The sequence below is a fragment of the Kocuria sp. KRD140 genome (assembly GCF_017168375.1).
Taxonomy (GTDB): domain Bacteria; phylum Actinomycetota; class Actinomycetes; order Actinomycetales; family Micrococcaceae; genus Kocuria; species Kocuria marina.
Genome location: NZ_JABFAW010000002.1, coordinates 22,914 through 47,648 on the forward strand (window position 1 = coordinate 22,914; position 24,735 = coordinate 47,648).

A 24,735-nucleotide genomic window follows, 5' to 3' on the forward strand; every position below is an offset into this window, starting at 1 on the left:
TGCGGCCGGACCGAGCAGAGCCAGGGCATTCCGCTGACCGGTCATGGGGCGCCGGGCGGATGGGCAGGACCGGCCCACCAAGGGCAACCGGCCGCCGGCGCTCCGAGGTACCGGCGGCCGGTCACCGCCACGCACGCTGTCAGTTGTTCGTGCGGATCACCTTGTGCGGCGCAGCCTGGGCCACGGGCTTGACCGTGATCGTGTCCAGGTCCACGTGATGCGGCAGTTCCACGGCGAAGGCGCAGACCTCGGCCACGTCCTGGCCCGAGAGCGGTTTCTCCACGCCCGCGTAGATCTTGTCCGCGGCCGTCTGGTCACCACCCAGGCGCATGAGCGAGAACTCGGGAGTGTGCACCAGACCGGGCGCCACCTCCACCACGCGCACGTTGTGCTCAGCCTCCTCGAGGCGCAGCGCCTCGGTCATGGCGCGTTCGGCGTACTTGGCGGCGTTGTAGCCCGCTCCGCCCTCGTAGGCGCGCTGGGCGGCGATCGAGGTCAGGTTCAGCACCGTGCCCTCACCGTTGGCCCGCAACGTGGGCAGGAACGCGCGGACCACCCGCAGGGTGCCCATCACGTTGACGTCGTACATCCACTGCCAGTCCTCGTCCTTGGCGTCGGCCACCGTGTCCGTGCCGCGTGCTCCGCCGGAGATGTTGAGGATCGCGTCCACGGTGCCCTGCTCGCCGAGCACCCGATCGCGCAGCGCATCCACCTGCGCCTGGTCGGTGATGTCGGTGGGCACGGCACTCGCGCCGGTCTCCCGGGCCAATTCCTCGAGACGCTCCGCGCGACGGGCGACGGCGTACACCGTCCACCCGCTCTCGCGCAGGCGGCGCACCGTGGCCTCGCCGATGCCCGTGGAGGCACCGGTGACCACGGCCACCTTGCCGTTGCCGAGCGGCTTGGGATCCTTGTAGGTGGGATGCGTGTTCTGAGTCATAGCTCCACCGTAGCGCGCGGAATTATGACTTAGAACAATCCGGATCGGCTCGATTAGGACGTTTCAGAAACCACTGCGGTGATCGCGCAACCAGCCCAGGAGCACAACGGCGTTGTTGTGCTCCTCGTCCTTCGCGTCATAAAGCAGGGTCGCGGAGTCCACGTCCCGCAGCACGCTCCTGAGCTGCGCGACCTCCCCGGAGGCATCCTCGTCGAGTTCCTCGCGGTAGCGCTGCGCGAAGCGGTCGAACTTCTCGGGGTCGTGACCGAACCACTTGCGCAACTCGTCGCTCGGGGCGACCCCCTTGAACCAGTGGTCCAGGGCTGCATGGTCCTTTCTGACCCCGCGCGGCCACAAGCGATCGACCAGGATCCGAGCGCCGTCGTCTCGCGCGGCGTCTTCGCGAATGCGGTGGATGTGCAAACGTGCCATGCCCCCACGCTACGACGGCCCGTGCCCGCGTGCATGAGAGACTGGAGCACATGGCACAGAACCTCGAGGGTACAGACACGCCCGAAATCATCGACAGCGCTGCGTCCACCACCGCGGTGAACGTCCCCGACAAGCCGGCCATGGAGGGCCTGGAGGAGAAGTACTCCGCGCAGTGGCGCGAGAACGGCACGTACGCGTTCCGCGAGGACACCACGCGCGAGGACGTCTACTCGATCGACACTCCCCCGCCCACGGCCTCCGGCTCCCTGCACGTGGGACACATGTTCTCCTACACGCAGACGGACGTGATCGCCCGCTATCAGCGGATGTCCGGCAAGAACGTGTTCTACCCGCTGGGCTGGGACGACAACGGCCTGCCCACCGAGCGCCGCGTGCAGAACTACTACGGCGTGCGCTGCGAGCCCGGCAAGCCGTACATCGAGGGCTATCAGCCTCCGGAGAAGCCGGCCAAGAACCAGCGCGACTGGGACGTGGTGTCCCGCCAGAACTTCATCGAGCTGTGCGAGGAACTCGCGGTCGAGGACGAGAAGGTCTTCGAGCACCTGTTCTCCACCCTGGGTCTGTCCGTGGACTGGAGCCGCACGTACCGCACGATCGACGCGCACTCGCGCAAGGTCTCCCAGCTCGCATTCCTCAAGGACTACGAGGCCGGTAACGCGTACATGGCCGAGGCCCCCACCATGTGGGACATCACGTTCCGCACCGCCGTGGCCCAGGCCGAGCTCGAGGACCGCGAACGCGAAGGTGCCTACCACCGCGTGGCGTTCCACCGACCGGACGGCGAGAAGGTCTTCATCGAGACCACCCGCCCCGAGCTGCTGCCCGCGTGCGTGGCGCTGGTGGCCCACCCGGACGACGAGCGCTACCAGGCGCTGTTCGGCACCACCGTGCGTTCCCCGCTGTTCGACGTCGAGGTCGAGGTCAAGGCCCACCCGCTCGCCAAGCCGGACAAGGGCTCGGGTATCGCCATGATCTGTACGTTCGGTGACCTCACCGACGTCACGTGGTGGCGCGAGCTCGATCTGCCCACGCGCGCCCTGATCGGCCGCGACGGCCGCTTCGCCTCGGAGCAGCCCGCATGGATCGCCGACGGCGCCCCGGCCGAGAACTACGCGCAGCTCGCCGGCAAGACCGTGTTCTCCGCACAGAAGACCGTGGTCGAACTGCTCGCCGCCTCCGGTGACATGGAGGGCGAGCCCAAGAAGATCACCCACCCCGTGAACTTCTACGAGAAGGGCGACAAGCCCCTCGAGGTCGTCACCTCCCGCCAGTGGTACATCCGCAACGGCGGTCGGGACGCCGAGCGCCGCGACGCCCTGATCGACCGGGGCCGTGAGATCTCGTGGCACCCCTCGTTCATGCGCGCGCGCTACGAGAACTGGATCGAGGGTCTCAACGGGGATTGGCTGATCTCCCGTCAGCGCTTCTTCGGCGTGCCGTTCCCGGTGTGGTACCCGCTGGACGAGTCCGGTGAACCGGATTACGACCACCCCGTGCTCCCCGCCCAAGACCAGTTGCCCGTGGATCCCACCACGGACGTGGCCCCCGGCTACACCGAGGACCAGCGCGATCAGCCCGGTGGATTCATGGCGGACCCGGACGTCCTGGACACCTGGGCAACCTCTTCCCTGACCCCGCAGATCGCAACCGGCTGGGCCGTGGACGAGACCTTGCACGCCAACACGTTCCCCATGGACCTGCGCCCGCAGGGTCACGACATCATCCGCACGTGGCTGTTCTCGACCGTGGTGCGCGCCGAGACGCTGGCGCAGACCGTGCCGTGGAAGCACACGGCACTGTCCGGGTGGATCCTGGACCCGGACCGCAAGAAGATGTCCAAGTCCAAGGGCAACGTGGTGATCCCCACCGAGGTGCTCGAGAAGTACGGCTCGGACGCGGTGCGCTACTGGGCGGCGTCGGCCCGCCTGGGCGCGGACACCGCCTACGACGAGGGCCAGATGAAGATCGGCCGTCGCCTGGCGATCAAACTGCTCAACGCATCCAAGTTCGTGCTGGCCCAGGGCGTGACCGAGGCCTCCGTGCTGGGCTCCGGGACGGACGGTTCCGTGGTGACCAACGGTCTGGACCGCTCCCTGCTGGCCCAGCTCGCGGACGTCGTGGAGCGCGCGAGCACCGCGTTCCAGGAGTACGAGTACGCGCGCGCCCTGCAGTTGATCGAGTCCTTCTTCTGGACCTTCACGGACGACTACGTGGAGCTTGTGAAGGACCGCGCCTACGGTTCCCGCGGGGAGGCCGCGCAGGCCTCGGTGCACGCGGCCCTCGCGACGACGCTCGACACCCTGCTGCGCTTGTTCGCCCCGTTCATCCCATTCGCCACGGAAGAGGTGTGGTCGTGGTGGCGCTCCGGTTCGGTGCACCGCGCGGCCTGGCCCGTGACCGACGGGTTCGCTGAGCCCGCTCGCGCGGGTGATCCCGAGGTGCTCACCGTGGTGGGCGAGGCGCTGTCCGGGCTGCGCAAGGCCAAGTCCGAGGCCAAGGTCAAGCAGCGCACCGCGGTCACCTCCGCGGTGATCTCGGGCCCGGCCGCTCAGCTCGAGCAGTTGCGCGCCGGGCTGGAGGACCTCCAGGCCGCCGGTAACGCCGCAGACCTCACGCTCACCGGCGCCGAGGGTGAGCTGGCCGTGAGTGACGTCCAGCTCGAGGAAGCGCCACAGGCCTGAGTCGACATGGAGGGGCCCCGTCCTGCGTCGTGCGGGATCGGGCCCCTCGGCACATCACGAACGCCGTCGCCCCCCCGCGGAGCCGTCCTTGCCCGGTCCGATGGGCGGCACCGGCACACCGGGCACTCCGCGCTGCACCCGGCGCATGAACGAACCCCGCCACGTGCGTGACGGGGTTCGTTCATGCCTGCAGCGGTCGGGCGCACGCGCCGCCGCGGGACGTCAGCTGAAGTCGGGGCCCTTCTCGCGCCCGCGCTTGAGCTCGTAAAAGCCGGGGTAGGACGCCAGCGCCAGGGCGCCGTCCCAGACCTTGCCGGCCTCCTCGCCCTTGGGCGCCGGGGTGAACACGGGACCGAAGAAGCCCACGCCGTTCACGGCGATGCACGGGGTGCCGATGTCCTGACCCGCCACGGCACGGGCCTCGTCCGTGGACGCCCGGATGGCGTCGTCGTACTCGGTGGAGTTCTTGGCCGCAGCGAGGTCTGCCGGCAGACCGACCTCTGCGAGGGACTCGGTGATGATCGCCTCGAGGTCCTGCATGCCACCGGGGTGACGACGGGAGCCCATGGCGTCGTAGAGCTTCTTGTAGTACTCGCCGCCGTGCTGCTCGGCCGCGGCCTGGATCACGCGCACGAGCCACATGGACTCGTCGTGGCCGTGGTGGTGGTTCTCGGGGTTGTCCTCGTTGAGGATGCCCAGCGAGATGATCTTCCAGTCCACCTCCACGTCCCGGATGCGCACGACCTCCTCCATCCAGCGGGAGGTCATCCAGGCCCACGGGCACAGGGGATCGAACCAGAAATCGACGTGTTGCTTCTCGGCCATGAGGTGTCCTTTCGGGCGTTCGGTTCTTTCGCTCAAGCTGACTTGTGGCGACGCCGCTCGGCGTCGATCATCTCGTGCGTGAAGATCTCGGGGTCGGCCAGTTTGGCCACGGCGTCCTCGGTGACGAGCACCGCGGCGACGTCGTCGCGGCCCGGCAGTTCGAACATGACCGGCATGAGGATGTCCTCGAGGATCGCGCGCAGACCGCGCGCGCCGGTGCCGCGTTCGATGGCCAGTTCCGCGATGGCCTCGAGTGCCTGCGGGTCGAAGGTGAGTTCCACACCGTCGAGCTGGAAGAGTTTGCGGTACTGCTTGACCAGCGCGTTCTTGGGTTCGGTGAGGATGCGTACCATGTCCGCGACGGACAGTTTGGACAGCGTGGCCACCACGGGCAGCCGCCCGATGAACTCGGGGATCAGTCCGAACTTGAGCAGGTCCTCGGGCTGGACCTGACCCGTGAGATCCACGTCCGCGGTGTCCCGGATGGGCGCACCGAAACCGATGCCCTTCTTGCCCGTGCGCTGCTGCACGATCTCCTCGAGACCCGCGAACGCTCCCGCCACGATGAACAACACGTTGGTGGTGTCCAGGTGCAGGAACTCCTGCTGCGGGTGCTTGCGGCCACCCTGGGGCGGCACGGAGGCCACCGTACCCTCGAGGATCTTCAGGAGCGCTTGCTGGACCCCTTCGCCCGATACGTCCCGCGTGATCGAGGGGTTCTCAGATTTACGAGAAATCTTGTCGATTTCGTCAATGTAAATAATCCCCTGCTCCGCTTTCTTGATATCGAAATCAGCGGCTTGGATGAGCTTGAGAAGAATGTTCTCAACGTCTTCCCCCACGTATCCGGCTTCGGTCAGGGAGGTGGCGTCCGCGACCGCGAACGGCACGTCCAGCTTCTTGGCGAGGGACTGCGCGAGGTAGGTCTTCCCGGACCCCGTGGGTCCCACCAACAGGATGTTGGACTTGGCCACCTCGATGGCCTCCTCGTCCCCCTCGGAGCCCGCAATGGTGAGCGTGTGCCCGGAGACGCCCGCGCGGATGCGCTTGTAGTGGTTGTACACGGCCACGGCCAGCGCACGCTTGGCGGGCTCCTGGCCGATCACGTACTCCCGCAGGTGATCGTAGATCTGCTGCGGGCGGGGCAGCTCCGCCTGGTCCGTCTCCGTGACCTCGGTGAGCTCCTCCTCGATGATCTCGTTGCACAGCTCGATGCACTCGTCACAAATGTAGACCCGCGGGCCCGCGATGAGCTTACGCACCTGCTTCTGGCTTTTGCCGCAGAAGGAGCATTTGAGCAGGTCAACGCTCTCCCCGATGCGCGCCATGTATCAGCCTCACAGTTCGTCTTGACGGATGCTGGGTCCACTCTAAGCGAGCTTCTCACGGCCCGCCCAATCATGCCGAGGCGCGTGACGGCCACGCCGCATATCCGTGCACCGTGGCCGTCGGTCCCCTCGTCACCCCCGGAAGCTGCGCCTCCGGGTCGCCGCTCAGGCCTGCGTGACCGTGGAGGGCTTGTTGATCTTGCGGGAGTCCAGCACCTGGTCGATGATGCCGTACTCCTGGGCCTCCTTGGCCGTGAGGATCTTGTCGCGTTCGATGTCGCGGTTGATCTCCTCCGCAGCCCTGTTGGTGTGCAGCGCCATGGTCTCCTCCAACCACGTGCGCATGCGCATGATCTCGTTGGCCTGGATCTCGATGTCCGAGGCCTGACCGCCGCCCTGGCCCTCCATGGCGGGCTGGTGGATCAGCACGCGCGCGTTGGGCAGCGCGAGGCGCTTACCGGGAGTACCGCCCGCGAGCAGCACGGACGCCGCGGAGGCCGCCTGACCCAGGCACACGGTCTGGATCTCGGGGCGGATGTACTGCATGGTGTCGTAGATGGCCGTCATGGCCGTGAACGAACCGCCCGGGGAGTTGATGTACATGGTGATGTCCCGGTCCGGGTCCTGGGACTCGAGCACGAGCAGCTGCGCCATGATGTCGTCCGCGGAGGTGTCATCCACCTGGACGCCCAGGAAGATGATCCGGTCCTCGAACAGCTTGGTGTACGGGTTCTGGCGGCGGTAGCCGTACGGCGTGCGTTCCTCGAAGTCCGGGATCACGTAGCGGCTGGTGGGCAACTGCGGTGCAGTGGCGTGAGGCAAGTTCATTGGTCCGTCCTGAAAGTCTATGGGTGGTTCTGGCAGCTCGCGCGCTGCTTACTGGGAGTCCTTCATGGTTCCGCCGCCACCGGTCACGTTGCCGGCAGACTGGGCGATCTGGTCGAAGAATCCGTACTCCAGGGCGCGCTGAGCGTCGAACCAGTTGTCACGGTCGTTGTCGCGCAGGATGGTCTCGAGCGTCTGACCGGTCTGCTCCGCGGTCAGTTCCGCGAGCCGCTGCTTCATGGACAGGATCAGCTCGGCCTGCACGCGGATGTCGGACGCGGTGCCGCCCATGCCGCCCGAGGGCTGGTGCATGAGGATGCGCGCGTTGGGGGTCGCATAGCGCTTGCCCTTGGTCCCGGAGGACAGCAGGAACTGGCCCATGGACGCGGCGAGGCCCGTGGCGACCGTGACGACGTCGTTGGGGATCAACTGCATGGTGTCGTAGATCGCCATGCCCGCCGTGACGGAACCGCCCGGGGAGTTGATGTAGAGGTAGATGTCCGCCTCGGGGTCCTCGGCGGAGAGCAACAGCATCTGCGAGCAGATGAGGTTGGCGTTGGTGTCCCGCACCTCGGAACCCAACCAAATGATGCGTTCCTTGAGCAGTCGGTTGTAGACGTAGTCGTCCTGACCACCCGGCGCCATGTCCTCCATACGCGGAGTGGCCGGTGCGGCACCGTACGGCTGAATGGGAGTGGAGGTCATGAATGCCCTCTTTCTGCTGGACGGGTCCGGGTCGAACGAGCGCCGCCGAACCGAACCCATGAACACGTTCTGTCTCAGCAGCGTAGTGCGCCGTCTCCCCGTGCACGCCCGGTGTTCCGCGGTGTTCGCTTCTGGCGCATGGTGGCACGCGGACAGCGAAACGCCACGACGTCCCCTCGGTGGGGGGCTCGTCGTGGCGTTGCGCGGAGGCCGTTGGCACCCGGTTCACCCGGGTGCCAACGGGTGACTCACTTGGTCTCGGCGGCCTCGTCGGTGGCAGCTTCGTCCGCGGCGGTCTCCTCGGAGACGGCCGGAGCGGACTCGGCCTCGGCACCCTGGTCGGCGGCGTCGTCGTCCGCGGAGCCCACGAACTTGGACAGGTCCACGGCTTTGCCGTTGGAGTCGGTGACGGTGGCGTACTCGAGGACCTTGGCCAGGGCCTTGCGGCGGCGCACCTCACCGACCATCATCCCGGCCTGGCCGGAGCCGTCCAGCATCTGTGCGAACTGGTTGGGGTCCATGCCGTACTGCTGGGACATGTTAACGATGTAGTCGATCAGCTCGGACTGCTCCACGCCGACCTCTTCGGCCTCGGCCACGGCGTCCAGGATGATCTCGTTGCGGAACGCGGTCGCGGCGTTCTCACGGACCTCGGCACGGTGCTCCTCGGTGTCGTGACCGGGCTCGGCGGAGGCCTGGGCCTGCGGCGAGTCGAAGTGCTGGGTGACCTGCTCCTCGATGACGTTCTCGGGGACCGGGACCTCGATGAGCTCCACGAGCTTCTCGAGCACCTTGTCACGGGCCTCGATGCCCTGCTCGACGGCGACGGACTCGGCGGCCTGCTTCTTCAGGTCCTCCTTGAGCTCATCGACGGTGTCGAACTCGGAGGCCAGCTGGGCGAACTCGTCGTCCACCTCGGGCAGTTCGCGTTCCTTCACGGCCGTGACCTTGACCTTGACCGTGGCCTCGGCACCGGAGTGCTCGCCACCGGCCAGCGTGGTCTCGAACGTGGCGTCCTCACCCGCGGACAGGCCGGTCACGGCCTCGTCGATGCCCTCGAGCATGGTGCCGGAGCCCACCTCGTAGGACAGGTCGTTGGCGGCGTCCACTTCCTCGCCGTCCACGAGCGCCTGCAGGTCGAGGGTCACGTGGTCACCCTCGGCCGCGGGGCGATCCACGGTCTTGAGGGTGCCGAAGCGACCGCGCAGCTCGTCCAGGGCCTTCTGCTCGTCCTCGGCGGAGGCCTCACGGGCGTCCACCTCGATCTTCAGACCCTTGTAGTCGGGCAGCTCGATCTCGGGACGGATGGCCACGGAGATCTCCACCTGGCTGTCGGCCTCGCGGTCGTCACCCTCCGGCTTGGAAAGCACCTCGACCTGGGGCTGCGACAGCGGGGTCAGCTCGTGCTCGGCGAGGGCCTGCTGATAGAAGTCGTTGAGCCCCTCGTTCAGGGCGTTCTCCACCACGAAGTCGAAGCCCACACGCTGGTCGATGAGCTTGGAGGGCACCTTGCCCTTGCGGAAGCCGGGGATCTGGATCTGCTCGGCCAGTTCCTTGTAGGTCTTCTGGACGAACGGCTTCAGATCCGCGTAAGCGATGTCAATGGTGATCTTCGCCTCGGTGGGGTTGAGTTTCTCGACGGCGCTCTTCACTTCCGCTGTCACTCCTGGGGTCGATGGGTACTTGCTACAACGGACCGGGGTCGGTCCGGTCGGTCAACGAGCGCCGCAACGCGACGCGCTGCAACGCTCAGACGTCGGGGTGACAGGACTCGAACCTGCGATCTCCTGCTCCCAAAGCAGGCGCGCTAGCCACTGCGCTACACCCCGGGATCACGTGCCCGACACGCGCTCCGTTTCGTCTCCGCCCGTGGACGGAACGAGGTCGACGGCTCGCCCGCGGGCGAGCCGACATCACGACAGTCTATCGTGTCGCAGCCCCGCACCCGGCAACCGGGTGGTAGAACCCGGTGATTGGCACGGTTTCTGGGGCTCGTGTACTCTTTCAACGTCCCCGGGGATGTAGCTCAATGGTAGAGCCCCAGTCTTCCAAACTGGCTACGCGGGTTCGATTCCCGTCATCCCCTCAGCGATCCCCGAAACCCCGCCGTACCCGTGTGCGCCGCGGGGTTTCCTCGTTCCCGCGACCCTTCTCCCGACACCCCCCCCGGAAGACTCTCGCAGTACGACGCCGCGTCGAACCGGACCGGGCACACGGTGGGTGCGAGGCCGCATCACGCCTGGCAGCTCGGGCACCAGTAGAGCCCCCGCCCGTTGAGGTCGCGCTTGAGCACGGTGGTCCCGCACCGCAGGCACGGCTGCCCGTGGCGGTGGTAGACGTAGTTCGCATGCTCGGGCCATGCCTCGAGGTCCGGGATGTCGGGGCGGTCCGCCGGATCCGTGGTGATGATCCGGCCCACGCGCACCCCCACGGCCATGAGCGTCACGTTCTCCTCCCACAGCCCGAGCAGGTCCTCGCGGGTCAGCGAGGCTCCGGGCGTCATGGGGTTCACACCCCGGCGGAACAGGGACTCCGCCCGGAAGATGTTGCCGATCCCCGACACCACGTTCTGCTCCATGAGCAGCACGCCGATCGCCCGCTTGCTCTTGGCCGCGGCACGCAGGAACGATTCCGGATCGGCCTGCGGGTCCAGGGGGTCCGGTCCCAGCTTGGCCTCCGCGGCCCGCGCTTCCTCCGGTGTCTCCACCGTGCACAGGGCCGGCCCGCGTAGATCCGCCCACCCGTGCTCGCCGGCCAACCGGGCCCGCACGGCACCGACCGGGGGCTCGGGAACGACCCGTCCGGCGTCGTCGTACGCCACTGCCGATTCCTCCGCGGAGCCGGACTCGCGCTCCCCCACGCGGCGCGGGGCGCCAATAGAGGACGCCGCCGCGAACTGCTCGTCCCCCGCGAAACTCCACGCGCCGTAGATGCCGAGGTGCGAACGCATGACCACGACGTCGTCCGGATCACAGGGCGCCGCGAAGTCCAGGTAGAGGTGCTTGCCGTGGGCGCGGGCGCACGTCAGGACGCGCCCGTCCAGCACGGCGGCACCCGCGGCGAAGCGGCCCTGGGGACTCGAGACGCGCAACCGCTGGCCCACGAACAGGTCCCCGAGCTGACGCCCGAGGCGGTGGATTGAGTGGCCCTCGGGCACGTCCGACGCCCCCGCTCAGTCCTGCGTGTACGGGCGGACCGGGACCTCGGAGAGGTGGCCCACGATGTCCCCGGTGCGCTCGAACTCGGCGAGCTGCTCAATTCGGCGCACGTGCCGGGACTCCCCCGAGAACGGCTCGGCGAGGAAGATCCGCACGAGCTCCAGGGCCTCGTCGTTGCCGTGCTGGCGCCCGCCGATCGCGATCACCTGGGCGTCGTTGTGCTGCCGGGCCAACCGGGCGGTGTCCTCGTTCCACACGAGGGCCGCGCGGATCCCCCGGACCAGGTTGGCCGCCATCTGCTCGCCGTTACCGGAACCACCCAGCACGATGCCGAGCGAGTCCAGACCGTTCTCGCGGTCCTCGCGGACCCCCTGGGCAGCACTGATGCAGAACGCGGGGTAGTCGTCCGCGGCGTCGTAGACCGCGGGGCCGTGGTCGATCATCTCGTAACCGTCCTCGCTCAGCCGCTGCATGAGGAAGTGGGACAGCTCGAGGCCTGCGTGGTCGGTGGCAATGTGCACGCGCATGGGACGTCAGCAACTCCTGGACGGGGTGGTCGCGGGGCAACCGGCACGTCTGCTCCGCGACGGGGAAAGGGTCGCATCCACCTTAGCCGCCGATCCCACCGGCGCGGGCGCTCCCCCGGCTCGCGCCCGGGCAACGATCGGACCGGCGGAGGGGCCGTGCCGTCGCGGTATGCGTGCGAGGAAGAACGCGGGCCCGAGTCGGCGGCATGGGGCCCGCGGCGGGACTTGCGACGGCTGCCATAATGGCAAGATGCCCCGCGCGGGCATCGAATTGTCGTCGAGGAGAGGAACGCCGCTGTGCCCGGAACGAACCTGACCCGAGCGGAGGCCGCCGAGCGCGCGCGGATCATCTCGGTTGAGTCCTACCACGTGGATCTGGACCTCACGGGGGACCCCGAGACCTTCCGGGCGCGCACCACGGTGACGTTCGATGCCGAAGCGGGAGCGCACACGTTCATCGACGCGATCACCGCGTCCGTGGATTCCGTGACCCTCAACGGCACCTTCCTGGACCCCGCGAAGGTCAGCGACGGCGAGCGCATCGACCTGCCCGATCTCGCCGAGCACAACGAGCTCGTGGTGGACTCCCGGATGTACTACATGAACACGGGTGAGGGCCTGCACCGGTTCGTGGATCCCGTGGACGAGCAGGTGTACCTCTACACCCAGTTCGAGGTCGCGGACACCCGCCGGATGTTCCCGGTGTTCGAACAGCCCGATCTCAAGGCCACGTTCCAGTTCGCGGTCACCGCACCCGCCGACTGGGACGTGGTGTCCAACCAGCCCACCCCGGAACCCTTCCCAGTGGCAGACGGCGTGGCCCGGTGGGAGTTCTCCCCCACCCCCGTGATCTCGTGCTACATCACCGCGTTGATCGCGGGCCCCTACGTCAAGACCACGGACAGCCTGGTCTCCTCGGACGGACGCACCATCGAGCTGGGCCTGTTCGCGCGCCGCTCCCTGTTCGAGTACGTGGACGCCGAGGAGATGTTCGAGGTCACCAAGCAGGGCTTCGAGTTCTTCGAGTCCCAGTTCGGGGTGCCCTACCCCTTCGAGAAGTACGACCAGCTCTTCGTGCCGCAGTTCAACGCCGGCGCCATGGAGAACGCGGGCGCGGTGACCTTCGTGGAGTCCTACGTCTTCCGCTCCAAGCCGGCGCAGGCCCGCGTGGAGCGCCGCGCGATCACCGTGCTGCACGAGCTCGCGCACATGTGGTTCGGGGACCTCGTGACCATGCGCTGGTGGAACGACCTGTGGCTCAACGAGTCCTTCGCCGAGTACATGTCCACGCTCGCGTGCGCGCAGAACACCCGGTACACCAACGCGTGGACCACGTTCGCGGCCGGGGAGAAGTCCTGGGGCTACGAACAGGACCAGCTGCCCACCACCCACCCCATCAAGGCCGAGATCCCGGACCTCGAGGCGGTGCTCGTGAACTTCGACGGCATCACCTACGCCAAGGGTGCCTCGGTGCTCAAGCAGCTCGTGGCCTGGGTGGGCCAGGAGGAGTTCATGGCGGGGCTCAACCGCTACTTCGGCAAGCACGCGTGGTCCAACACGGAGCTCTCGGACCTGATGGTCGAGCTCGAGGCGGCCAGCGGGCGCGACCTGACCGACTGGTCCGCGCGCTGGCTCGAGACCGCGGGCGTGAACACCCTGGTGCCGCAGGTCGAGGCCGATGACGATGGCGTCATCACGTCCTTCCGGATCGAGCAGCTGGGCCAGGACGGCCATCCCACCCTGCGGCCCCACCGCGTGGCCGTGGGCTTCTACGACCACCGTGAGGACACCGGACTGCTGAGCCGCACGTTCCGCGTGGAGCTGGACGTGGACGGCGAGTTCACCGACGTCCCGCAGCTCGTGGGTCGCGAACTCCCGGACCTGGTGCTGCTCAACGACGACGACCTCGCCTACGCCAAGATCCGCCTGGACGAGTGTTCCCTGGCCACGGCCACCACCCACCTCGGAGACTTCGAGGAGTCGTTGCCCCGCTCGCTCGTGTGGGCCGCGGCGTGGGACTCCGTGCACGACGGCGTGAGCCCGGCGCGCGACTACGTGGACCTCGTGCTCTCCAACGTGGGCCACGAGACCGACTCCACGGCCGTGCAGGTGCAGCTGCGCCAGCTGGACGTGGCCCTGGACCGCTACCTCGCCCCCGAGCACGCGGACGAGGTCCGGGCCCGGGCCGCGGACACCCTGTGGGATCTCACGGCCGCCGCGGAGGCGGGCTCCGACCACCAGTGGCAGTTCTTCCGGGCCTTCCTGCGCCGGGCGTGCACCGAGGCGCATTTCGATCGCATCGAGGGTTTCTTCGACGGGGGCGTCCCCGAGGGGATCGAACTGGACACGGACACCCGCTGGGCCGTGCTGATCGCGCTCGTCGCGGCCGGCCGCAAGGGCGCCGAGGACGTCGACCGTGCGCTGGCCGAGGACAACACCGAGACCGGTGCGATCGCCGCGGCCACCGCGCGCGCCGCGATCCCCACCCCGGAGGCCAAGGCCGAGGCGTGGCGGCTCGTCGTGACCGAGGGCGCGCTGCCCAATTCCCAGCAGCAAGCGGCCATCGCCGGGTTCTTCCGCGTGCACGACGACGCCCTAGTCACCCCGTACTCCTCTCGCTACTTCGACGCCGTCACGGGTGTGTGGACCGAGCGCACGCACGAACTCGCGCAGCAGATCGCCGTGGGACTGTTCCCCCGGGCCGTCGGCCAGGACACGGTGGACGCCGCCCAGGCGTTCCTCGACCGGTTGGACCCAGCCCTGTCCGGGTTGAGGCGGATCGTGTTGGAACGCCAGGACGCCGCGCGCCGCGCAGTGCGCGCCCAGGCCGTGGACGCCGCGGCGGTGCAGGACACCACGGCCCACACCCCGGAGGCCGACCGATGAGTGGGACGCAGGACTCTTCCCAGTCACTCGACCCGCAGGCCGCTGCTCCGGCGGGGCGGCGCACCTTCACGCTGGGTGCGGTGGGTTCCCGGTCGGCCGCCGGCTCGGTGACTCAGCCCCCGCAACAGGTGGGGGACGCGCGGGGCGTGGCCGAAGCGGCGTCGTCGGACTCGTTCTACGCCCAGGTGGGCGGGCACGAGACGTTCGCCAAACTCACCCGGGAGTTCTACGCGCGCGTGGCGCAGGACCCCGATTTCAAGGCGCTGTACCCCGAGGAGGACCTGGGACCCGCGGAGGAGCGGCTGCGGATGTTCCTGGAGCAGTACTGGGGCGGACCCACCACGTACTCCGAACAGCGCGGGCACCCCAGACTGCGGATGCGCCACGCCCCGTTCCCCGTGGACACGTGGGCGCGCGAGACGTGGCTGACGCACATGCGCGCGGCCATGGACACCCTGGAGCTGTCCCCGCTGCACGACGGCATCATGTGGGACTACTTCGACCGCGCCGCCCACGCCATGGTCAACCGCCCCGGCTGAGGCGTTCTCCTCGCGTGCCGGGGCCCGGTCCCGGCACCGCCTTACCGGGCGGGGCCGGGTCTCAGCGGGAGACCTTGACGAGCACGTGACCCGCGCCCGTGCTCAGGCGCACCCACTGGCCCGAGGCCTCGGCCGCGACGTGCACGTCCGATTCGGACGCAGGGATGAACCCCAGGACGTCCAGGGCGAACGCGGCGCCGTCGGGGATCTCCGGGCCCTCCAGGGGACCCCAACCGGACCCGGTACCCCACACCCGCGCGCGGACCTTCTGGACCACGGCGGCGCCGGAGTTGGTGGGCACGGAATCGGACACGGTCCGGATACCGCGGTGCGCCACGTCGCGAACGCGGTGGGCGGGCACGGACCCCAGGGAGCGCCACCCCGTGCGGGGGGCCACGATCCCCGCCCAGGAGGCCGAGACCTCTTGCGGCGGGGCACTGATCCACACCGGGGCGTCGTCGTCGGACCCGCGAGCGCCCGTCTCGCGCGCGAGCCGGTCCGTGATGGCGGCCACGGCCACGGTGACGTCCAGCTCGCACGACTGCGCCAGTGACATCGTGCGCAGCCCCAGCACCACGGGTGCGGTGTCCAGGAGTCCGGCCGGGTGGATGACCGACACCCACGCCGCGAGCACCCGGTCCAAGCCCTGCAACCGGACGGCCGCCTGCGGATCCACCGAGCGGGCGCGGCTCAGGTACGTGGCCAGATCGGCGGCGTCCTGCCGGTCCTGCAGCAGGAAGCCGTCCGTGCGGGTATCACCAGGGTCGCTCATCGCTCGTCCGGCTCCTTGACCTCGTCCTCGAGCGTGGCCAGCAGTGCTTTCTGGTCATCCGTGAGCTTCATGCTCTTCCCCGTGTCCGGGTCCATGACCACGATGACCGACTCGCCCTCGGCGTAGACGTGCGAACCGTCCTCCTCCTGCAGGCTGTAGGAGATCGTGAACGACGAACCGCCCACACGCGAGATCCACGTGCGCACGTACACCGGCTCCTGGCGGAAGAACAGCTGCTCCTTGTAGTCCACGCTCTGGTGCACCACCACGGTGCGGTTCTTGCCCACCGATTCGCGGAAGGTCGTGTCCTCGGGGATGCCGTGCTGGGCGTCCGCCTTGATGGGGGACGCCGTGAGCCGCACACGGGCGTCCTCGAAGTAGCGCAGCATGGTCACGTTGTTGATGTGGCCGTACTGGTCCTGGTCGAAGAACCGCATCTGGACGGGAACGTTGAGGGAAGTCATGGCTCTATCAGATCACACCCGATGCCCGGTTTAGAGTGGTGCCATGACAGTCGACCCGTTGCAGGACCCCGTGGAAGCCCTCATCCAGATGCTCCAACTCGCGGACGGAGGAGGGGCCCGCACCACGGAAGACATTTTCGTGGGCAACACCATCACCTCGCCGCGAGCGCGGGTGTACGGGGGGCAGGTCCTGGCGCAAGCGGCCATGGCGGCCATGCGCACCGTCAAGCCGGACCGGCACATCCACTCCCTGCACGCCTACTTCCTGCGTGGCGGTGACATCGAGGTCCCCATCACGTTCGGGGTGGAACGGGTCCGCGACGGTCGCTCGTTCTCCGCCCGGCGGATCCACGCCTACCAGCACGGGAAGACCATCCTGTCCGTGATCGCCTCCTTCCAGGATCCCGCCGAGGGGTTGGAGCACCAGGAGCCCATGCCCGAGAACGTGCCCGATCCGGAGTCGCTGCCCGCACTGCGCGAGACGCTCGGGGCACTGGACATCCCCGAGGCCCGCGCGACCGCGTTCGAGCGGCCCTTCGACATGCGCTACGTGACCGAGCCGTTGTTCCTGCCGTGGAAGGGTGCGCAGGATGCGTACAACGCGGTGTGGATCAAGGCGCTGGCCCCCTTGCCGGACGACCCGAACATCCACCGGGCGGCCCTGGCCTACGTCTCCGACTACACGATGATGGAGCCCATCCTGCGCTGCCACGGCAAGTCCTGGGTGGAACCGGGGATGAACGTGGCGTCCCTGGACCACGCGATGTGGTGGCACCGCTACGCCCGCGCGGACGAGTGGATCCTCTACACCCAGACCTCCCCCAGCGCATCCTCGTCCCGGGGTCTGGCCATCGGCAAGATGTTCACGCGGGACGGCACGATGATCGCCACCACGGTGCAGGAGGGCATGATGCGCCTGCCCGAGTTCCACTGAGCGGGGCCCTCACACGCGGCGTGCGAGTAGCGGGTGCGACCGGCACATGATCACGCCCGCCACGGACACCGCGAGTCCGAACACGAGTGACGCGCCGTAGCCGGCCATGCCGGCCAAGAACAGGGCCGCCCACGCACCGACGCTCCCGCCGAGCATGCCGATGGAGCTCAGGAGCGTGAAGTCGGCGCCGGCGCACCCGGGACGCGCAAGGTCCAGGTTCACCGCGTAGATGCCCGTGTTCATCACGGTGTAGCCCGCGAGCACGCCGCACGCTCCCACCACGCCCAGCGGCACCTGCAGCCACTGGTCCACGCCCGCACCGGGCCACACGACGGGTGCCAGACACACCCCACCGAGCAATTGGATCCCGGCGCCGAGCAACAGCGTGACGCCGCGCCCGCGCCGTCGGCACAACCGGCCGCCCAGGAGTGCCGCGGCCAGGGCGGGCGCCGCCGCGATCATGGAGGTGACCGCGCCGATGAAGGCCAGCGACCACCCCGCGTCCACGAGTGCCGGGGTGACGAGGGACCACACGGCTGCGGAGCCGAACGTCACCAGGGGGACACCACCGAGCGCCCAGGCCTTGGCCCCCGGTACGGCCAGCATGCCGAACATCCCGGAGAGCCCGCGGGGTTGCGCATTCGACGCCGCGCGCTCCGGTTCCCGGTGCCGCAGCACGGGGACCATCGCGGCCGCGGTGCACAGTGCGAGCGCGATCACCGCGGCCCGCCATCCCCATGCGTCGTAGATCAGCAAGGCCAATCCGCCGCCGATCACGGTCCCGATGTAGCTCGCCCCCACCTGGACCCCCGCACCGAGATCGTGCTGGGAGCGATCGAGACCCCTCACGGACAGCGCGTCCGCCGCGATGTCCTGCGTCGCGGAGAAGAGCACGAACGCCGCGGCCAGGATCACGAGGACCCTCAGACTGTCCTGAGGGTCGGCGAACACCGCCATGGCCAGCAGGGCGAGCACCATGAGGGGTTGCAGCACGAGCAACCACGACCTGTAGTGCCCGCGCGCCCGGCCCGGCGCCCACCGATCGATCAGGGGTGCCCACAGGAACTTCACGGGCCACACGAGGGCGAGCAGCTGCAGGGCGCCCAGGGTCCCCAGGTCCGTGCCGCCGTCGCGCAGGATGCCCACCAGGCCGGTGGACAGGAACGCCGCCCCGATGAACTGCGTGGTGTATAGCGCCCACAGCAGCCCCCAGAACCCACGGTTCGTGCCGATCCCCGCGGGCGCGGACAGGGTCATGGTGCTCATACGTTCCTCCAGTAGGCGGTGGCGTCGATGTGTGTGCGGGGCACGCCGTAGCGGGTGCGCAGGGCCGAGGTCAGCAGGCGGTTCTGCTGCGCCTCCACAGCGATCCAGTACCGGTCCCCCGGTGCGGGCGGATGCGTCTCCCAGTGCGCGAGCACGGCCGCGGCCACGTCCTCCCCCGCGCCGATGTGGTGCACCGTGTGCACCTGGTGGCGCTTCGCTGCGGCCAGGGGCAGGTCGGCGTCGCGCGGGTCGCGGTACTCGAACCACACCTCGACGTCGTGGGTTCCCAACAGCGGGAGCATGGAGTTCAGGGCGGGCAAGCTCGCGGGGTCGCCCACGAGCACCGTGCGTCCCGGGAAATCGGCATCGAGCCCCGGAGCGGGTTCGGACCCGTGACCGCGGCGCGGTGTCCTGCGCGGCGGCCAGGGCGGGGTGCTGCCGAGCAGCGACGCCCGGATGGTGTCGCCGGGTGCGCACGTGCGAGCCCAGTCGGAGGAGGCGCCGTCGTGCAGGGCGAACTCCATGTCGAAGACGCCCTCGTCCGGGCGTGGGTCGACCACCGTGAACGCCCGCTGGTGGTCCTTGCCGCGGGACGTGAACCACAACCGCAACCACATGGTCGGGAACGGCGTGTGGCGCGCGAGGAACCCCTCGTGCCGCACGGTGATGCGCGTGTAGGTGGGGCCGACGTCGCGGCGACTCACCACCGTGAGCACGGTCTCGGAAGCCCCGAGGGCTCGGACGGCCAGACGTTCCCAGTGGGGCACGGGCGTTCTCCTCGTTCGGCGGGCGGGTCACGGGACACCAGCCCGGAAGGAACCGGCAGGTCGCGAGGCAGTTCTGCTTGTTCCGGGGTGGATCGGGCGGTACACAATTGCTGAATCTTAGGTTAGCCTAACCTATCAGTAATTAGTTACCACCGTGTAGCTTATTGCATCCGAGTGCCCCCGAACGAAAGCCGAACCGTTCCATGAGTTCATCCCTGCTCCACGCGGACACCGTCACGGACCTCATGCGCGATGTCACCGCAGCCGCGGCCGCCGGTGCGGCGCGCCTGGCCGGCGCGCGACAACCCCACGAACCCGCGAGCCACGACGAGATCGACCGGGCACTGTCGCGGATCGACCTGGACACCCCGCTGCACGACTTCGGCGCCGCGGTGGACGAGCTCGACCGTACGTGGTTGCGCCACGCGGTGTGGTTCCATCACCCCCGGACGCTCGCGCACCTCAATTGCCCGGTGGCGGTGCCCGCGGTCGCCGCGGAGACCCTGGCCGCCACCGTCAACGTCTCGATGGACACGTGGGACCAGTCCAAGGCGGCGACCGTGATGGAACGTTCGCTGCTGACGTGGACGGCGCGGCGCATCGGCTTCCCCGCCGCCGCAGACGGCATGTTCACCCCGGGCGGGACGACCTCCAACCTGCAGGCGCTCATGCTCGCCCGCGACGAATGCCTCGAACGCTCCGCGCGCACCCCGCACGCGGCCCCGCGGCCGGTACGAGCGGCGTCGTTGCGCATCCTCGCGAGCGCGGAGAGCCACTTCTCGGTCAGCACGGCCGCCCGGATCCTGGGACTCGACGACGACTGCGTGGTCCCGGTCCCGGTCGACGCCGCGGGGGCACTGTCCGTGCCGACGCTGCGTCGAGTGCTGGCGGACCTCGCGACCCAGTCGCTGACCCCCATGGCCGTGGTGGCCACCGCGGGCACCACGGACCGCGGCGCGATCGACCCGCTCGAGGACGTCGCGCAGGTGTGTGCGCAGCACGGGGTCTGGTTCCACGTGGACGCGGCCTACGGCGGCGCGCTGCTGGTCTCCCCCACGCGCCGCGACCGGCTCGCCGGGATCGACCGCGCTGACTCCGTAACCGTGGACTTCCACAAGGCGTGGTTCCAGCCCATCGGGTGCTCCGCCGTGATCGTGCGGGACGGCCACACGCTGCGCCACTGCGCGCATCACGCCGCGTACCTCAACCCGGCGGACACCCCCGAGCCCAATCAGGTGGACCGCTCCCTGCAGACCACGCGCCGCTTCGAGGCGCTCAAGCTGTGGGTCACGCTGCGCACGATGGGCCCGGACGCGATCGGCGCGATGTTCGACGCCGTCATCGACCTCGCGGCGCGTGTGGCCCACGAGCTGCGCTCGGACCCGCGCTTCGAGCTCGTGTGCGACCCGTCCCTCAGCACCGTGCTGTTCCGCTGGACGCCTCCGGATGCGGGGAACGACGACGCCGCGGGGGCCCCGCTTGCCGCGCACGCCTCTTCCACCGCGCACGCCTCCTCCATCACGGGGAACGGCCCGGACGCGGTCGATGAGACCGCGGACCGCTGGGTGCGCCCGATCCGCCGCGCGGTGTGGGACACCGGCCGCGCCACCGTGGCGGAGACCGAGGTGGCCGGGCGTCCCTGCCTGAAATTCACCCTGCTCAACCCGCAGACGACCCTCGACGACGTCCGGGAGGTCCTGGACCTCATCCACGAGACCGCCCTGTCCCTGACCGCCCACGATCGCACCGGAAAGGCCCGCGCATGACCCCCCGCACGACCGCATCCCACCCCGACCGTCGGCACGGAACCGAACCGGCACACGACGACTCCAGGCCCGCGGAGCAGGGATCGACGCCGTCGGACGCCGCGTCGACTCCCACTGACGCCCCGGACACCGTTCAGCGTGGCACCCCGGACGACCCCCTGGACCTGCTGTGCGTGGGGGTGGGCCCGTTCGGACTCGGACTCGCATGCCTCACCGACCCTCTGCCGGACGTCCGCGCCGCCTTCCTGGACGCGGCCCCCGGTTTCAACTGGCATCCCGGGTTGCTGTTCGACGACGCCACGCTGCAGGTCCCGTTCCTCGCGGACCTCGTGACCATGGCGGATCCCACCTCGCGGTTCTCGTTCCTGCAGTGGCTCAAGGAGACCGGCGAGCTGTACCCGTTCTACGTCCGTGAGTCCTTCTTCCCGCTGCGGCGGGACTACAACGCCTACTGCCGGTGGGCCGCGCAGCGAGTCCGCGGGGTGTACTGGGGACACCGGGTCACCCAGGTCACCCGCCCGACGGGTGAGGGTCCGTGGCACGTCACGGCCCGGGCCCGCGGCGTCGAGCACTCGTGGTGGGCGCGCCACCTGGTCGTGGGCACGGGGACGGTCCCCCGCACGCCGGGCGAACTGTCCGGCGTCCCGGACACCACGGTGCACGCGAGTGAGTACCTGTCCCGCCGGGAGACCCTGGTGAGTGAGGATCACGTGACCGTGATCGGCTCGGGGCAGTCGGCCGCGGAGGTGTTCCTGGACCTGCTGCACACCCCGGGCGGGCCGGCCGTGGACTGGTTCACCCGTTCACCACGGTTCTACCCCATGGAGTACTCCAAGCTCAGCCTCGAACTGACGTCGCCCGACTACCTCGACCACTTCCGGTCCCTCCCGGAGGCCGAGCGGGACCGGCTCAACGCGTCCCAACCCCAGTTGCACCGCGGCATCTCGGACGCGACGATCGACGCGATCCACGAGGCCGTGTACGTGCGCCGCAACGACCCGGACGCCCCGCCCGTGCGCCTCGTCGCGGCCACCGAACTCGTGGACGCGTGGCACGAGGCCGGGCGCACCGTCCTGCGCTGGCACAATTCGGAAAACCACCACGTGCGCGAGACCGTGACCGATGCCGTCGTCGCGGCCACGGGCTACCGGTCCGCGGCCCCGGACTGGCTCGCACCGGTCCGGGAGCAGCTCTCGCTCGACGCCTCAGGGCGGCTCAGCCCCGACCGGTACCACCGGGCCAGCCCGGACGGGACCGTGCACGTGCTCAACCACGGCGAGCACACGCATGCGCTCACGGCACCCGACCTGGGGATGGGACCGCTGCGCAACGCGCATGTGCTCGCGCACGTCACGGGCCGCACACCGTACATCACCGAGGACCACACGACGTTCCAGAGTTTCGGTCACGTCCCCCAGCGTCATGTCGCCCCCGCCGTGGGGCCCGACGGCACGTTCGAGACCCGCGCTCTCGGGCGCGCGTTCACGCTGCGGCCGGTGGACCCGGACGGGGACGCGGCGCTGTTGCACGCGTGGTTGAGTTCCCCGCGTGCGCACGCGTGGGGACTCGTGGGCGCGGACGAGCAGACGATTTCCCGGGAGTACCACAGGATGACCGCGGCGGACGCAGAGGACGCCTGGATCGTCAGCGAACACGACCGCCCGCTCGCGCTGCTCGAGACGTACGACCCCGCCCGCAGCCCCCTGGCCGCGGTGTGGCCGGTCCGCGACGGCGACGCCGGTCTGCACCTGTTCGTGGCCCCCACGTCCCGTCCGGTTCCGGGGACCACGCGAGCCGTGATGGCGGCGGCGCTGAACCTGCTGTGGTCGGACCCCGCGGTGCAGCGCGTTCTCGTGGAACCCGACGTCCGCAACGAGCGGATCCGCGCGATCAACCGCTGGGCCGGGTTCCGTGAGGTGGGCGAGTGCCACCTGGCGGAGAAGACCGCGTCCGTGAGCGTCGTCGTCCGCGGGGACGGACCGCAGGACCACGTACGGACCGCGGACACGGAAGCCTCCGTGGCCGAGCGCGCGGAGGTGACCCGATGAGCGCCGTCGTCGAAACCCGCATCCCCGATGAACAGCGGGACCTCGCCCCGACGCCCGAGCCCCGGCTGGACCGCCGGGCCGCACGGCAACTGCAGCGGGACGTGCTCGCCAAGATGTTCTCCGAGTTCAGTCACGAACGGTTGCTGCATCCCGCCCCGCACGGCGACGGTTGGACCGTGGCCGACGCCGCCGGGCGCCCGAGTTGGTACTTCGAGGCCACCCGGCACCCGCTCGAGCACTGGGAGGTGGACCCCGCTTCGGTGCGGCGCATCATCCCCGGGGACGCCGGCGAGGAACCGGACGCCCAGCAGGCCGTGCTGGACCTCAAGGACGTCCTGGGACTCACCGACGAGATGCTCCCGCTGTACCTCGAGGACCTGTCCGCAACCATGTACTCGATGGCGCGTCGTCGTGCCGTACCCGCACCGACCGCCGCGGAACTGGCGACCGCGGACCTCGCCGAGGTGGAACGTTTCCTGGACCGGGGACACCCCGGATTCGTCGCAAGCTCGGGCCGGGTGGGCATGGGTGCGTCCGAACAGACGTCATGGGCTCCCGAGGCGGCATACCCCGCCCGGTTGACGTGGCTCGCCGCGCGCCGCAGTCTGTGCACCGTGTCCCTGGGGCAGCACGTGAACGAACGTGACCATGAGGACCGGCACCTCACCGCCGGTGAGCGCGACCGTTTCCGCGCGGCGGTGACCGAGGCCGGCGAGGACCCGGACGAGTACACGTTCCTCCCGGTGCACCCGTGGCAGTGGGAGCACCGCATCCTGCCCGGGATGCTCCCGGACGTGCTGCGGCGCCACCTGATCCTGGTGGGCCGCAGTGAGCACGAGTGGCGCGCGCAACAGTCCGTGCGCACGTTCCTGGACGTGAGCGACCCGGCGCGGGATTACGCCAAGACCGCGCTCGGGGTGCACAGCATGGGGTTCCTGCGCGGGCTCTCCCCCGCCTACATGCGCACAATGCCCGCCGTGAGCGACTGGCTGCACGGGATCACCCGGGAGGATCCGTTCCTGCGCTCACGCGGGATCCGGGTGCTGCGCGAGCACGCCGCGGTGGGTTACACCGGGGACGCCCACCACCGCAGCGGTGTGGCCTCCGACCACACCAAACAGTTGGCTGCGCTGTGGCGTGAGTCCCCGGTGCCGATGCTCGAGCCCGGGGAGCACGCCGCCAGCCTGGCCGGGGTGTTGCACCGGGACTGCGCCGGGCGGCCCCTCGCGGAAGCGTGGATCGAGCGCTCGGGAGTCACCGCGAGGGACTGGGTGCGCGCCCTGCTCGACGTGTACCTGGTCCCGGTCGCGCACCTCTTGCTGTCCCAGGACATCGCGCTCATGCCCCACAGCGAAAACGTGATCCTGCGCCTGCGCGACGGGTTCCCGGTCGGTGCGTTCTGGAAGGACATCGGGGAGGAAGTCGCGGTGCTCAGCGACCGGCCCCTGCCCGAGGGGATCGAACGCATCCGTTCCGTGGTGGAGCCGGAGCAGCGGGAGCTGTCCATCCACACGGACGTGGTCGACGGCGTCCTGCGGCACCTCGCGGTGCTCCTGCACACCTCCGGTGTGCTCCCCGAACAGGAGTTCTGGGCGCTCGGGGCCAAGGTCCTGGACGAGCACCGCGAGCGCTTCCCCGAACACTGGCGCGAGCTGGACCTGTTCCGGGAGACCTTCGCCCACTCGTGTCTGAACCGGCTGCAACTGCGCAACCCGCAGCGCATGGTGGATCTGGCCGACCAGTCGGCGTCCCTGACCTACGCCGGTCGGTTGACCAATCCACTGGCCGCGTTCCGCTCCCCTGATGCGGGCCCCGCGTCGTGAGCGCACGGTGTTCCGGCGGCGGATCCGC

General features: G+C 69.3%; 20 protein-coding genes and 2 tRNA genes. 8 read left to right on the forward strand and 14 right to left on the reverse strand.

Annotated elements, in window-relative coordinates; all coding sequences use genetic code 11:
- Positions 1 to 139: 139 nt before the first annotated feature.
- Positions 140 to 940, reverse strand: coding sequence for an SDR family oxidoreductase (locus J1M36_RS02325; protein ID WP_206478585.1), 801 nt, complete (start codon positions 938 to 940; stop codon positions 140 to 142).
- Positions 941 to 1,003: 63 nt separating this feature from the next.
- Positions 1,004 to 1,372, reverse strand: coding sequence for a DUF488 domain-containing protein (locus tag J1M36_RS02330; protein ID WP_064846141.1), 369 nt, complete (start codon positions 1,370 to 1,372; stop codon positions 1,004 to 1,006).
- A gap of 50 nt (positions 1,373 to 1,422) precedes the next feature.
- On the opposite strand from J1M36_RS02330, the gene valS reads away from it, so the two are divergent.
- Complete coding sequence (gene valS / locus J1M36_RS02335; protein ID WP_206478586.1) at positions 1,423 to 4,074, forward strand: valine--tRNA ligase; 2,652 nt, start codon at positions 1,423 to 1,425, stop codon at positions 4,072 to 4,074.
- Positions 4,075 to 4,296: 222 nt separating this feature from the next.
- Here the strand turns inward: valS and J1M36_RS02340 are convergent, their stop codons facing one another.
- The 6 genes from J1M36_RS02340 to J1M36_RS02365 all read right to left on the reverse strand — a co-directional run bounded on the left by J1M36_RS02340 (position 4,297) and on the right by J1M36_RS02365 (position 9,586).
- The gene (locus J1M36_RS02340) at positions 4,297 to 4,899 is read right to left on the reverse strand and encodes a DsbA family protein (RefSeq protein WP_098055016.1); all 603 of its coding nucleotides are present in this window, start codon (positions 4,897 to 4,899) and stop codon (positions 4,297 to 4,299) included.
- Between the two features lie 32 nt (positions 4,900 to 4,931).
- Positions 4,932 to 6,227 (reverse strand): ATP-dependent Clp protease ATP-binding subunit ClpX, encoded by a 1,296-nt coding sequence (gene clpX, locus J1M36_RS02345; protein WP_193519607.1) that lies wholly within the window; start codon positions 6,225 to 6,227, stop codon positions 4,932 to 4,934.
- 165 nt (positions 6,228 to 6,392) lie between these two features.
- Complete coding sequence (locus J1M36_RS02350) at positions 6,393 to 7,055, reverse strand: ATP-dependent Clp protease proteolytic subunit (RefSeq protein ID WP_035962208.1); 663 nt, start codon at positions 7,053 to 7,055, stop codon at positions 6,393 to 6,395.
- Positions 7,056 to 7,103: 48 nt separating this feature from the next.
- A complete protein-coding gene (locus J1M36_RS02355) occupies positions 7,104 to 7,706 on the reverse strand; it encodes an ATP-dependent Clp protease proteolytic subunit (RefSeq protein ID WP_035962642.1) in 603 nt (200 codons plus the stop codon).
- A gap of 299 nt (positions 7,707 to 8,005) precedes the next feature.
- Complete coding sequence (gene tig, locus J1M36_RS02360) at positions 8,006 to 9,409, reverse strand: trigger factor (protein ID WP_035962210.1); 1,404 nt, start codon at positions 9,407 to 9,409, stop codon at positions 8,006 to 8,008.
- Positions 9,410 to 9,513: 104 nt separating this feature from the next.
- Positions 9,514 to 9,586: transfer RNA gene (locus tag J1M36_RS02365), tRNA-Pro, on the reverse strand.
- 186 nt (positions 9,587 to 9,772) lie between these two features.
- Here J1M36_RS02365 and J1M36_RS02370 point away from each other — a divergent pair.
- Positions 9,773 to 9,843: transfer RNA gene (locus tag J1M36_RS02370), tRNA-Gly, on the forward strand.
- 147 nt (positions 9,844 to 9,990) lie between these two features.
- On the opposite strand, the gene J1M36_RS02375 is transcribed toward J1M36_RS02370, so the two are convergent.
- Complete coding sequence (locus J1M36_RS02375) at positions 9,991 to 10,914, reverse strand: Fpg/Nei family DNA glycosylase (protein WP_064847272.1); 924 nt, start codon at positions 10,912 to 10,914, stop codon at positions 9,991 to 9,993.
- A gap of 15 nt (positions 10,915 to 10,929) precedes the next feature.
- Complete coding sequence (locus tag J1M36_RS02380; protein ID WP_085107757.1) at positions 10,930 to 11,442, reverse strand: ribose-5-phosphate isomerase; 513 nt, start codon at positions 11,440 to 11,442, stop codon at positions 10,930 to 10,932.
- A 297-nt stretch (positions 11,443 to 11,739) separates the two neighbouring features.
- Here J1M36_RS02380 and pepN point away from each other — a divergent pair, with 297 nt between their 5' ends.
- Both pepN and J1M36_RS02390 read left to right on the forward strand, forming a co-directional pair.
- Entirely contained in the window at positions 11,740 to 14,328 is a 2,589-nt protein-coding gene (gene pepN / locus J1M36_RS02385) for an aminopeptidase N (RefSeq protein WP_206478587.1), read from the forward strand.
- Between the two features lie 146 nt (positions 14,329 to 14,474).
- On the forward strand, positions 14,475 to 14,867 hold the full coding sequence (locus tag J1M36_RS02390) for a globin (protein ID WP_035962646.1): 393 nt from the start codon (positions 14,475 to 14,477) through the stop codon (positions 14,865 to 14,867).
- A gap of 61 nt (positions 14,868 to 14,928) precedes the next feature.
- Here the strand turns inward: J1M36_RS02390 and J1M36_RS02395 are convergent, their stop codons facing one another.
- The gene (locus J1M36_RS02395) at positions 14,929 to 15,639 is read right to left on the reverse strand and encodes a hypothetical protein (protein ID WP_206478588.1); all 711 of its coding nucleotides are present in this window, start codon (positions 15,637 to 15,639) and stop codon (positions 14,929 to 14,931) included.
- A complete protein-coding gene (locus tag J1M36_RS02400; protein WP_064847268.1) occupies positions 15,636 to 16,103 on the reverse strand; it encodes a thioesterase family protein in 468 nt (155 codons plus the stop codon). Before J1M36_RS02400 ends, J1M36_RS02395 begins: the two co-directional genes overlap by 4 nt.
- A gap of 43 nt (positions 16,104 to 16,146) precedes the next feature.
- On the opposite strand from J1M36_RS02400, the gene J1M36_RS02405 reads away from it, so the two are divergent.
- Positions 16,147 to 17,037, forward strand: coding sequence for an acyl-CoA thioesterase II (locus J1M36_RS02405; RefSeq protein ID WP_098055004.1), 891 nt, complete (start codon positions 16,147 to 16,149; stop codon positions 17,035 to 17,037).
- 9 nt (positions 17,038 to 17,046) lie between these two features.
- On the opposite strand, the gene J1M36_RS02410 is transcribed toward J1M36_RS02405, so the two are convergent.
- Both J1M36_RS02410 and J1M36_RS02415 read right to left on the reverse strand, forming a co-directional pair.
- The gene (locus tag J1M36_RS02410) at positions 17,047 to 18,303 is read right to left on the reverse strand and encodes an MFS transporter (RefSeq protein ID WP_206478589.1); all 1,257 of its coding nucleotides are present in this window, start codon (positions 18,301 to 18,303) and stop codon (positions 17,047 to 17,049) included.
- Positions 18,300 to 19,070: a siderophore-interacting protein gene (locus J1M36_RS02415; RefSeq protein ID WP_206069198.1), complete on the reverse strand. Its 771-nt coding sequence runs from the start codon at positions 19,068 to 19,070 to the stop codon at positions 18,300 to 18,302. Before J1M36_RS02415 ends, J1M36_RS02410 begins: the two co-directional genes overlap by 4 nt.
- Before the next feature lie 203 nt (positions 19,071 to 19,273).
- On the opposite strand from J1M36_RS02415, the gene J1M36_RS02420 reads away from it, so the two are divergent.
- The 3 genes from J1M36_RS02420 to J1M36_RS02430 are packed head-to-tail and all read left to right on the forward strand — an operon-like array spanning position 19,274 to position 24,707.
- Positions 19,274 to 20,836 carry a pyridoxal-dependent decarboxylase gene (locus tag J1M36_RS02420; protein WP_206478590.1) on the forward strand — a complete coding sequence of 521 codons (1,563 nt, stop codon included), beginning with the start codon at positions 19,274 to 19,276 and terminating at the stop codon, positions 20,834 to 20,836.
- Positions 20,833 to 22,884, forward strand: coding sequence for a GNAT family N-acetyltransferase (locus J1M36_RS02425; protein ID WP_206478591.1), 2,052 nt, complete (start codon positions 20,833 to 20,835; stop codon positions 22,882 to 22,884). Before J1M36_RS02420 ends, J1M36_RS02425 begins: the two co-directional genes overlap by 4 nt.
- Positions 22,881 to 24,707 (forward strand): IucA/IucC family protein, encoded by a 1,827-nt coding sequence (locus J1M36_RS02430; protein ID WP_206478592.1) that lies wholly within the window; start codon positions 22,881 to 22,883, stop codon positions 24,705 to 24,707. The genes J1M36_RS02425 and J1M36_RS02430 overlap by 4 nt, the downstream gene beginning before the upstream one ends.
- Positions 24,708 to 24,735 lie beyond the last annotated feature (28 nt).

Excerpts from the sequence above, each read along its gene's own strand:
- J1M36_RS02425 (WP_206478591.1), top strand. The coding sequence starts at position 20,833 with ATGACCCCCCGCACGACCGCATCCCACCCCGACCGTCGGCACGGAACC.
- J1M36_RS02395 (WP_206478588.1), bottom strand. The coding sequence starts at position 15,639 with ATGAGCGACCCTGGTGATACCCGCACGGACGGCTTCCTGCTGCAGGAC.
- J1M36_RS02355 (WP_035962642.1), bottom strand. The coding sequence starts at position 7,706 with ATGGAGGACATGGCGCCGGGTGGTCAGGACGACTACGTCTACAACCGA.
- J1M36_RS02405 (WP_098055004.1), top strand. The coding sequence starts at position 16,147 with ATGACAGTCGACCCGTTGCAGGACCCCGTGGAAGCCCTCATCCAGATG.
- valS (WP_206478586.1), top strand. The coding sequence starts at position 1,423 with ATGGCACAGAACCTCGAGGGTACAGACACGCCCGAAATCATCGACAGC.
- J1M36_RS02325 (WP_206478585.1), bottom strand. The coding sequence starts at position 940 with ATGACTCAGAACACGCATCCCACCTACAAGGATCCCAAGCCGCTCGGC.
- J1M36_RS02420 (WP_206478590.1), top strand. The coding sequence starts at position 19,274 with ATGAGTTCATCCCTGCTCCACGCGGACACCGTCACGGACCTCATGCGC.
- J1M36_RS02350 (WP_035962208.1), bottom strand. The coding sequence starts at position 7,055 with ATGAACTTGCCTCACGCCACTGCACCGCAGTTGCCCACCAGCCGCTAC.
- clpX (WP_193519607.1), bottom strand. The coding sequence starts at position 6,227 with ATGGCGCGCATCGGGGAGAGCGTTGACCTGCTCAAATGCTCCTTCTGC.
- J1M36_RS02380 (WP_085107757.1), bottom strand. The coding sequence starts at position 11,442 with ATGCGCGTGCACATTGCCACCGACCACGCAGGCCTCGAGCTGTCCCAC.
- J1M36_RS02400 (WP_064847268.1), bottom strand. The coding sequence starts at position 16,103 with ATGACTTCCCTCAACGTTCCCGTCCAGATGCGGTTCTTCGACCAGGAC.
- J1M36_RS02410 (WP_206478589.1), bottom strand. The coding sequence starts at position 18,303 with ATGAGCACCATGACCCTGTCCGCGCCCGCGGGGATCGGCACGAACCGT.
- J1M36_RS02340 (WP_098055016.1), bottom strand. The coding sequence starts at position 4,899 with ATGGCCGAGAAGCAACACGTCGATTTCTGGTTCGATCCCCTGTGCCCG.
- J1M36_RS02330 (WP_064846141.1), bottom strand. The coding sequence starts at position 1,372 with ATGGCACGTTTGCACATCCACCGCATTCGCGAAGACGCCGCGCGAGAC.
- J1M36_RS02430 (WP_206478592.1), top strand. The coding sequence starts at position 22,881 with ATGAGCGCCGTCGTCGAAACCCGCATCCCCGATGAACAGCGGGACCTC.